This is a genomic window from Mesorhizobium sp. M0664 (genome assembly GCF_040320565.1).
Lineage (GTDB): Bacteria > Pseudomonadota > Alphaproteobacteria > Rhizobiales > Rhizobiaceae > Mesorhizobium.
The window spans coordinates 20,927-28,133 of the sequence record NZ_JAMYPW010000062.1 but is presented as its reverse complement, the minus strand read 5'-3'; the positions used below and the strand labels follow the sequence as shown (position 1 = coordinate 28,133).

At 60.9% G+C, this 7,207-nt stretch carries 5 protein-coding genes; 3 read left to right on the top strand and 2 right to left on the bottom strand.

Translation table 11 applies throughout. The annotated features are described in order from the left end of the window. On the bottom strand, window positions 1-790 hold a 790-nt coding region (locus NKI39_RS31455), incomplete at its 3' end, for an aminotransferase class IV (RefSeq protein ID WP_352836758.1). 2 nt (window positions 791-792) lie between these two features. Next, window positions 793-3,084 carry a N,N-dimethylformamidase beta subunit family domain-containing protein gene (locus tag NKI39_RS31450; RefSeq protein ID WP_352836755.1) on the bottom strand — a complete coding sequence of 764 codons (2,292 nt, stop codon included), beginning with the start codon at window positions 3,082-3,084 and terminating at the stop codon, window positions 793-795. 275 nt (window positions 3,085-3,359) lie between these two features. Here NKI39_RS31450 and dgcN point away from each other — a divergent pair, with 275 nt between their 5' ends. From dgcN to NKI39_RS31435, 3 genes are all read left to right on the top strand, one after another. Then, window positions 3,360-4,397 (top strand): N-acetyltransferase DgcN, encoded by a 1,038-nt coding sequence (gene dgcN, locus NKI39_RS31445; protein WP_352836752.1) that lies wholly within the window; start codon window positions 3,360-3,362, stop codon window positions 4,395-4,397. A gap of 4 nt (window positions 4,398-4,401) precedes the next feature. Then, window positions 4,402-5,382: an N-acetyl-D-Glu racemase DgcA gene (dgcA, locus tag NKI39_RS31440; RefSeq protein ID WP_352836751.1), complete on the top strand. Its 981-nt coding sequence runs from the start codon at window positions 4,402-4,404 to the stop codon at window positions 5,380-5,382. Window positions 5,383-5,804: 422 nt separating this feature from the next. Next, window positions 5,805-6,899, top strand: coding sequence for a Gfo/Idh/MocA family protein (locus tag NKI39_RS31435; RefSeq protein ID WP_352836748.1), 1,095 nt, complete (start codon window positions 5,805-5,807; stop codon window positions 6,897-6,899). The last annotated feature ends 308 nt before the right edge of the window (window positions 6,900-7,207 follow it).

The window sequence follows — 7,207 nt, the reverse complement described above, 5'->3', positions numbered from 1 at the left end:
GGCATATGCACATGCTCGTCATCGTGAGAAAGATCTCGTCCGCGTTGGCGGCATCGTAAAGGTCGATATCGCGCTCCTCACAGGGGATACCGAGCTCCCCTGCGAGTTCGATGACCGTCTGTCGGCTTACGCCGGCAAGTACGAACTGCTCGCGCGGTGTCAGGAGCTTGCCGCCGGATACGAGAAAGATGTTGTTGCTCGTCCCCTCACAGAGATTGCCAGCCTGGTCGAGAAAGAGAGCCCAGGCCCTCGGGTTGCGGCTCTTCACTTCGAGATCGGCCAGCGTGTGGTTCAGATAATTGCTGCTCTTGGCACGCGGGCTCAAGGACGAGGGCGGCGTGCGCCGCATCGAGGTGATTAGGAGGTCGATGCCATCAACGTAGAGATGCGCCCGGCTGCGGTAGGGCAGGGGGCAGCATTCGATGATGACTGTCGGTCCATGGCGGATTGGCTCCTCGTCGCCGGCAGCGTCGACGCCCCGGCTGACGCGCTGGGTGATCCAGTAGTCTTCGTGCATTTCCAGGAGATGGAGATTACGCGCGAGCACCTCTTCACTGATCGCCACCATTTCGTCGGGAGACATTGGCAGGCCGATGCGGAGATAACGCAGTGATCGGTAAAACCTGTCGACGTGCTCCTTCAGCTTGAACGGCCGATGGTTGAAGGTCCTCGCCATGTCATAGCAGCCATCGCCCCAACGGAACCCGCGATCGCGGAACGGGATGGCGATTTGGCTCTCCGGCAGGAACTCTCCATTGTAGTAAGCTATGCGTTCGGGAAAGGTGGTCATCATTATTCCTCAGTGTGAACATTAGGGTACGTTGCTTCAGGTTTCTCGCCGTTAGCGCCGACGTCGGTCGAGAAGGGCGTCGGATTGAGAAAGCGAAGCAGGACGTTTTCGGTGATGCGCGAGATTGCGTTACGGCCACTGTTGTGCACAAGGCTTCCTACGTAGGTAGTCGAGCCGACCGAGAAGATTGCACCACCAGCCGGCGTCTCGAAGAAGACGATTTCACCCCTCACCTTCGCTTCGCGCGTGAAGTCCTTGGAGGAGCCAAGGTCGTCAAGCAACGGCACCCACTCGGGCCCGAGGTCGCTAGCGACCGCGAGAACGAGCGCGTGAGCGGGGGTACCAACGCTCGCATCCGAGCGGTCAAGCTCATGTCCCGCTGCAGCTCCTGCCGCCACGCCAAAGTCGCCAAGTATGTCCTCTTCGACTCCTTCGAAAATGAATTGAGCGCGGGGAGTGTAGCTATCGGGCGCGCGACGATAGGGCACCCCCGCGAACAGTTCGCACTGCGCGGACATCCCTACGCCCAAGAGGCGACGCGAGGGGCGCCCAAGATGTCGCCAGAGTCCCATCGGCCGGCCGTCGAATGCGGAACATTCTTCCCCCGGTTCGGCCTCCCACGAACCGTCGCGCGCCACGCCTCGCCTGATCTCGAGGAGACCTGGCAAATGGGGGTGATAGGCAACCCGCGCGTCAAAGCCGTCGCCGCCCATGTACATAAGACGGCCGCCTTCCTCAACGAACTGTTCAACCGCATCAAAGATGTGCTCTGTTACGTATTCTGGATGGCTACCTGTCATCAGCACTCGATACGGCTTGATCAGCCGCAGGCCCTCGCGGTCGAGGTCCTCATCGGTTACGATATCGAAGGAAATGCCGCGACTCTCAAGCCAGCTCAACAGGTAAAGGTCGAGGGCGAATTTGTCGACGCCCAGGCCCTTCGTGTCTGTCATGCGCGCGAACTTTGGCCGGAACTCGACGACCGGTCTGAGCCGAGAGCAAATCGAAATACCGCTTCCATCGCTGTGCGGATAATAGCCTGAGCGGCCGTATGCGCTTTCCTCGACGGGCCCATTCTCTGCTTCCTCGAAGCTTGGTGCGGGCGGGCGCTTCATGCCAGGATAGCCATAAACTGGAGCGGCCGAGTGATTGCCATAGACCTGGTAGGTGGCGGTCGGCAAGAGTACGACCAGATCGGCGCGCGGCCTGCCAGGCTGCGGCCGAACGATAAACGGAACGTGGTATTCGGCGCCGCGCTGACGCAGCCGGACGGCGTAAACGCCGCTTCGCCAATCCTCCGGAATCGCAATCGCAAGGCTCGGTTCCCACTGGCAGTCGGCGAGATCATCATCGTGGAAGTGGACGGCGCCGTAGAGTTCGGGCTCGCTCGGCCAATTTTGTACGTCGGCGGTCCAGTTGAAGCCGGTCATTGCTCGGGTCGGTGCGTTCACCAGGCGCCCATGCAGATGGTGCGGCCCTATATCGACGATGCGGTCGGTCGGTATGTCCCTAGAAAAGTTCCAGGCGCCGATCAAGCCGGGGCGGTGTAGGCGGTCGCCTGCTGCGAAGACGACCTCGACTTGCGTCTGCGAAAGGGAGTGATCGAAGAGGATCGGCCGCTCAATCTTTCCGTTGAAATGATGGCGCGCAGCCGCTTCTCCCGCCCCTTCGATCTCCGCAGCGAAGGCAATAGAATCAGGTGCGAAGGCTTGCCAACCTTCCCCGTCACTCCTGACAGTCTCTGCCGCTTCGAAACCGATCGTCGGTCTAAGGCTGCGGAAGCCGAGAGCAAGATCTCCTGTCGCTGCGTCGAGCGTCGCCCAGACGCGATACCAGCATCGAATGGCGAGGGGGCTCCGAGTCGACAGACGTCTGTCATCGCCTGCGCCCTGGAGTACGATTTCAAGTCTCCCCTTGTCTGAGATCTCGAGCCTGGCTGAAAGTTTCCCATCCTGACTTAAACAGTGCACGACGCACTGAGGTCCTTGGCCGGGCCGGGTCGCCCATATCGTCGCAAGCATCGTAAGCCCGGAGCCGGCCTGCAACCCTCGGGCCGCAACGATGCCAAATGAGCCTTTTCTAACGGGCTGCGGCCGACCCTGATACGTGCCATTTGCCTCGTGGGGCAGGTGCTCTTCGCGAAAGTCGGGGCTTCCAACCCGCGGATCATTGTGCATCAGTCGAACAACGTCGGCCTCAAAAGGTCCCACTTCTCGACAGCTGACCATAACATGCACAATGTCACCTGCAGCCGCACTCCACCGGTCCAGGTAGCCAATTACAGGGTATTTCATAGGGTTCTCCTTCCAGCCCGCTCGGCGGGGCATGGCTTAGGTCGGACTATAACTGCGCCCGCCCACGCCGGCCGAGCGATGCGGAATATGAGCGTGCACCTAGCCACCATTACAACGCGGATGACTGACTGGTGTCTCGGTGCCACGGAGCGGCTCTAATGTCGCAACCGAGCCGGGCAAACTTTCCCTTTATTTGGAAGATAGTTCCATATATAGAGAGAGTCAAGTCCCCGGGATCCACGTAGCGATCCCGCACACTCAACGGAGCAAACGAAATGATCACTCCTCCCTATCTTCTGTTTCTCGGCGATGCGCCGGATCACCTTGCCGCGAAGACTGCGCAGGGCATCGTTGACTGGAGGCGGGAATGGTGCCTGGGACAGTTGAGGCTTCCGGGTTGCCGCGCCGATCTCGGCATTGCAGATCTGTCGATCTCCGACGCTGCGGGGAGCGGCGCGCGGACGTTCATCATTGGTGTGGCGAATGCCGGCGGCGTCCTGCCAGATCATTGGACAGGGGTCATCGTCAGGGCCCTAGCGGTGGGACTCGATGTAGCGAGCGGACTCCATGCACGCCTCAACTCGAAACCGGAGATCAGGGCGGCGGCCGAGAAGTACGGGCGCAGGTTGTTCGACGTGCGCCACACCGATCAGCGATTCGCGACGGGCAATGGTACGAAGCGCTCCGGGAGGCGGCTTCTCACGGTCGGGACAGATTGCTCCGTCGGCAAAAAATACACTGCCCTCGCAATGGAGCGAGAGATGCGGACGCGAGGACTCGATGCCGATTTCGTCGCGACCGGTCAGACCGGGGTGTTCATCTCCGGCCGGGGAATCGCCATTGACGCAGTCGTGGCGGACTTCATTTCAGGCGCGGTCGAATGGCTGTCGCCGGATGCTCCAGATGATCATTGGGATGTCATCGAAGGGCAAGGATCGTTGTTTCACCCCTCATTCGCCGGGGTTTCCCTCGGGCTCCTGCATGGGGCCCAGCCGGACGCCTTTGTCGTTTGTCACGAGCCGAAGCGGCACAAAATGCGCGGCGTCGAGCATCCGCTACCGACGATCACGGACGTTGTGGATTTGACGCTACGCTGCGGCCGGCTCACGAATGAAGCGACCCGTTGCCTTGGCATCGCGGTGAATACGCAAGCGCTCACCGAAAGTGAGGCGCGCGCCTATCTCGCCGAACTCTCGCGGCAACACGATCTTCCCGCCACCGATCCGTTGCGGTTCGGTGTCGGGTTACTGGTCGACCGACTGTTGGGCGAGTTTTCTGGTCCGACACCCGCAAACCGTTCCGAAGCTCGGTGAGGCAATGCGTGGTCTCTCTGTAGCCGTCGAGCGTTGGCCGATTGCAGGCACGTTCACCATTGCGCGCGGCAGCCGAACCGAGGCCGTCGTCGTGGTTGCCACCGTGACGGAGAACGAAATCGCCGGGCGCGGCGAATGCGTGCCCTATGCGCGTTACGGCGAAACGGTGGATGTAGTGGTCCAGGTCATTCGCGCTGCCGCGCACGCGATCGCCCAAGGCGCAACGCGCGAGGAAATTCTTCGCTTAATGCCCGCGGGCGCCGCTCGAAACGCCATCGACTGCGCGCTTTGGGACCTCGAGGCGAAACTGGCCGGCCGGCGCCTTTGGCAGCTCATCGGAATGCCGGACCCGCAACCGATGGTCACGTGCTACACCCTAAGCGTAGGCACACCGGAACCGATGTACGAGGCAGCGCGAGCGGCCGCCCATCTGCCACTCCTTAAGGTGAAGCTCGCCGGTCCTGGTGATCCCGAGCGAATTGCGGCTGTGCGCGAGGGGGCGCCCCGAGCACGCTTGGTCGTCGACGCCAATGAAGCGTGGACACCGGAGACCTTCGCGGACAACATGAGGGCGTGCCTTATGGCGGGCGTTGAACTGATCGAGCAGCCTTTGCCGGTGGGTGAGGATGAGGCGCTCCTCAACCTGCCCGGCGATCTACCGCTTTGCGCCGACGAGAGCCTCCACACGGCGGCCGATCTGCCGCGCATCGCCAATCTCTATCAGGCCGTGAACATCAAGCTCGACAAGACCGGTGGCCTCACGGAGGCTTTTCGTGTCGCCGAAGCCGCTGAAGCGGCTCGGCTGCAAGTCATGGTGGGTTGCATGCTAGGCACCTCGCTCGCCATGGCACCGGCCACGCTCGTCGCTCAACGTGCATCGGTCGTCGACCTTGATGGGCCACTTCTGCTCGCCAGGGACCGGGAGCCTGGCCTGACCTACACGGGAGGCACTGTTGCACCGCCCGCCGCCCAGCTGTGGGGATGACGGATTTGGCAGACAAGTGAGGTAGAATCGGCGGCTAAAGAGGCTGGCTGATTGGTCAACTGCTCCGTAGCGTGGCAGGTCGTCAAAAGTAACGGGTCGAAGAGTAGCATTCCGTTTCTATCAATTAATTTAGCTGGGAGACATGCCGTCCCCATCGCGTCATTCCGGCGTGATTTAGCTTTGGCCGCCACGAAGATTTCTAAAGGGGTCGTGACCATCAACAAAGATGGGCAGCCCCGATCGTCCGGATCGCCGACAACGACCGCCGGACACCAATGTTGCATTGACAGTCTACTTTAAACGAAATAGCGTCCTAGCTGGAATACGGTTTTTTCCGACGGCGCAGCCCTGGGGTCCTCCGGCGAGAGACGGACGAATTTCGATGAGGCGTGGCGCAGTCGAGAGCTGCAAGAGGAAGAATAATGGCTCGTCTCGTGCAGGTTGGTCTCGGTGATTGGGGCATGAACTGGGCGACCGGCATCGTGCCCCAGGTTAAAGATGTCGAAATTGTAGGCTATGTAGCGCGAAGCGCAGAGCGGGTGGATGCCGCGCGCGCGCGGCTTGGCGAACGCGTGGCGCCGTTCTTTTTCTCGCTCGAAGAGGCAGTGGAGCGAACCGCAGCCGATGGCGTGCTCGTCTTGACGACGACGGAGGCTCACGTCGAGCTTGTATCGCGCGCTCTCGCGCTCGGCTGCCATGTACTAGTCGAAAAGCCATTCGTAGCTACAGTCGATGATGGTCGCGATCTCGTGCGGATGGCCGAGGCTCAGAACCTCATATTGATGGTAAATCAGAACTTCCGTTTTTTTCCCGCGGCGCAGCGCGCGGCTGACATCGTGCGCGGACGAGAACTCGGCGAGGTTGCCGCCATCTCGATCGCATTTCGCCGCATGCTGACCTTTCCCAGCGAGGCGAGGGCGCGCTGGTTCCGCGAACTGCGCCATCCCCTCATCGCCGATCTCGCGATTCATCATTTCGATCTTATGCGCATGGTGCTTGATCGCGAGCCCGTCTCTGTCTTTTGTACCGCGCCGCAGCCGTCGTGGAGCCCATTCCAGGATCCCGGAACGGCCTCGGCAATCGTGGTTTTCGAAGGTGGCGTCACGGTCACCTGGACAGGATCGTGGGAAGCGCGGGCCGAGACGACCTTCTCGGGCGAATGGCACGTGCAATGCCAGCACGGCGACGTGATCTGGGCGTGCCGCGGTGATCGCGACCTGACGCTCGATGGTGATCATCTGAGAATCGTTAAGGGTACGGGAGAGGTGCACATCGAGGCGCTCACACGGGATCAACTGTTTGGTCGGGCGGCGGTCCTTGAGGCTTTTGCGGCAGCGATCGCCGGGAAGCGCCGGCCATGGTTCTTCCCCTATGCGAGCGACAACCTAAGAAGCCTCGCACTTATGGAAGCGGCGATCAGATCTTGGGAAACAGGCAACGTGGTCGACCTGAGATGCGATGCCCCGGCCGAACCGGCGGATGTCTGGCCGACGCGCCCTGGCTCTTCAGGTGGTTAGTACATTCAAGATATCCGCGACAGCTTCTGCACTGTTCCCGTTCTGAACGGCATGTCGATCGATATATTCGCGGGCGGAGTTCGCGATACCCCTAAATTAGGCCCTCATGACCGAGACGTTTTCTCGTGCTCGAAAAAGTGCTCGAGCCGCTAGCCCGCCGGATCACCGAAGAGGTCGCGATCCCGACGATCCGCATCGGGCCAGCCGGCCTGTACGTGAGTTTTTTGCATTAGGTCAATCTACGGGGAGACAGCAATAGTTCGGCTGCGGGCACTCTAAATGCAAGTGTTCCGGTTCAATAGTCGAGG

Bases quoted from the DNA above. Each gene is read 5' to 3' on its own strand.
- NKI39_RS31450 (WP_352836755.1), bottom strand. From the start codon at position 3,084: ATGAAATACCCTGTAATTGGCTACCTGGACCGGTGGAGTGCGGCTGCA.
- dgcN (WP_352836752.1), top strand. From the start codon at position 3,360: ATGATCACTCCTCCCTATCTTCTGTTTCTCGGCGATGCGCCGGATCAC.
- dgcA (WP_352836751.1), top strand. From the start codon at position 4,402: ATGCGTGGTCTCTCTGTAGCCGTCGAGCGTTGGCCGATTGCAGGCACG.
- NKI39_RS31435 (WP_352836748.1), top strand. From the start codon at position 5,805: ATGGCTCGTCTCGTGCAGGTTGGTCTCGGTGATTGGGGCATGAACTGG.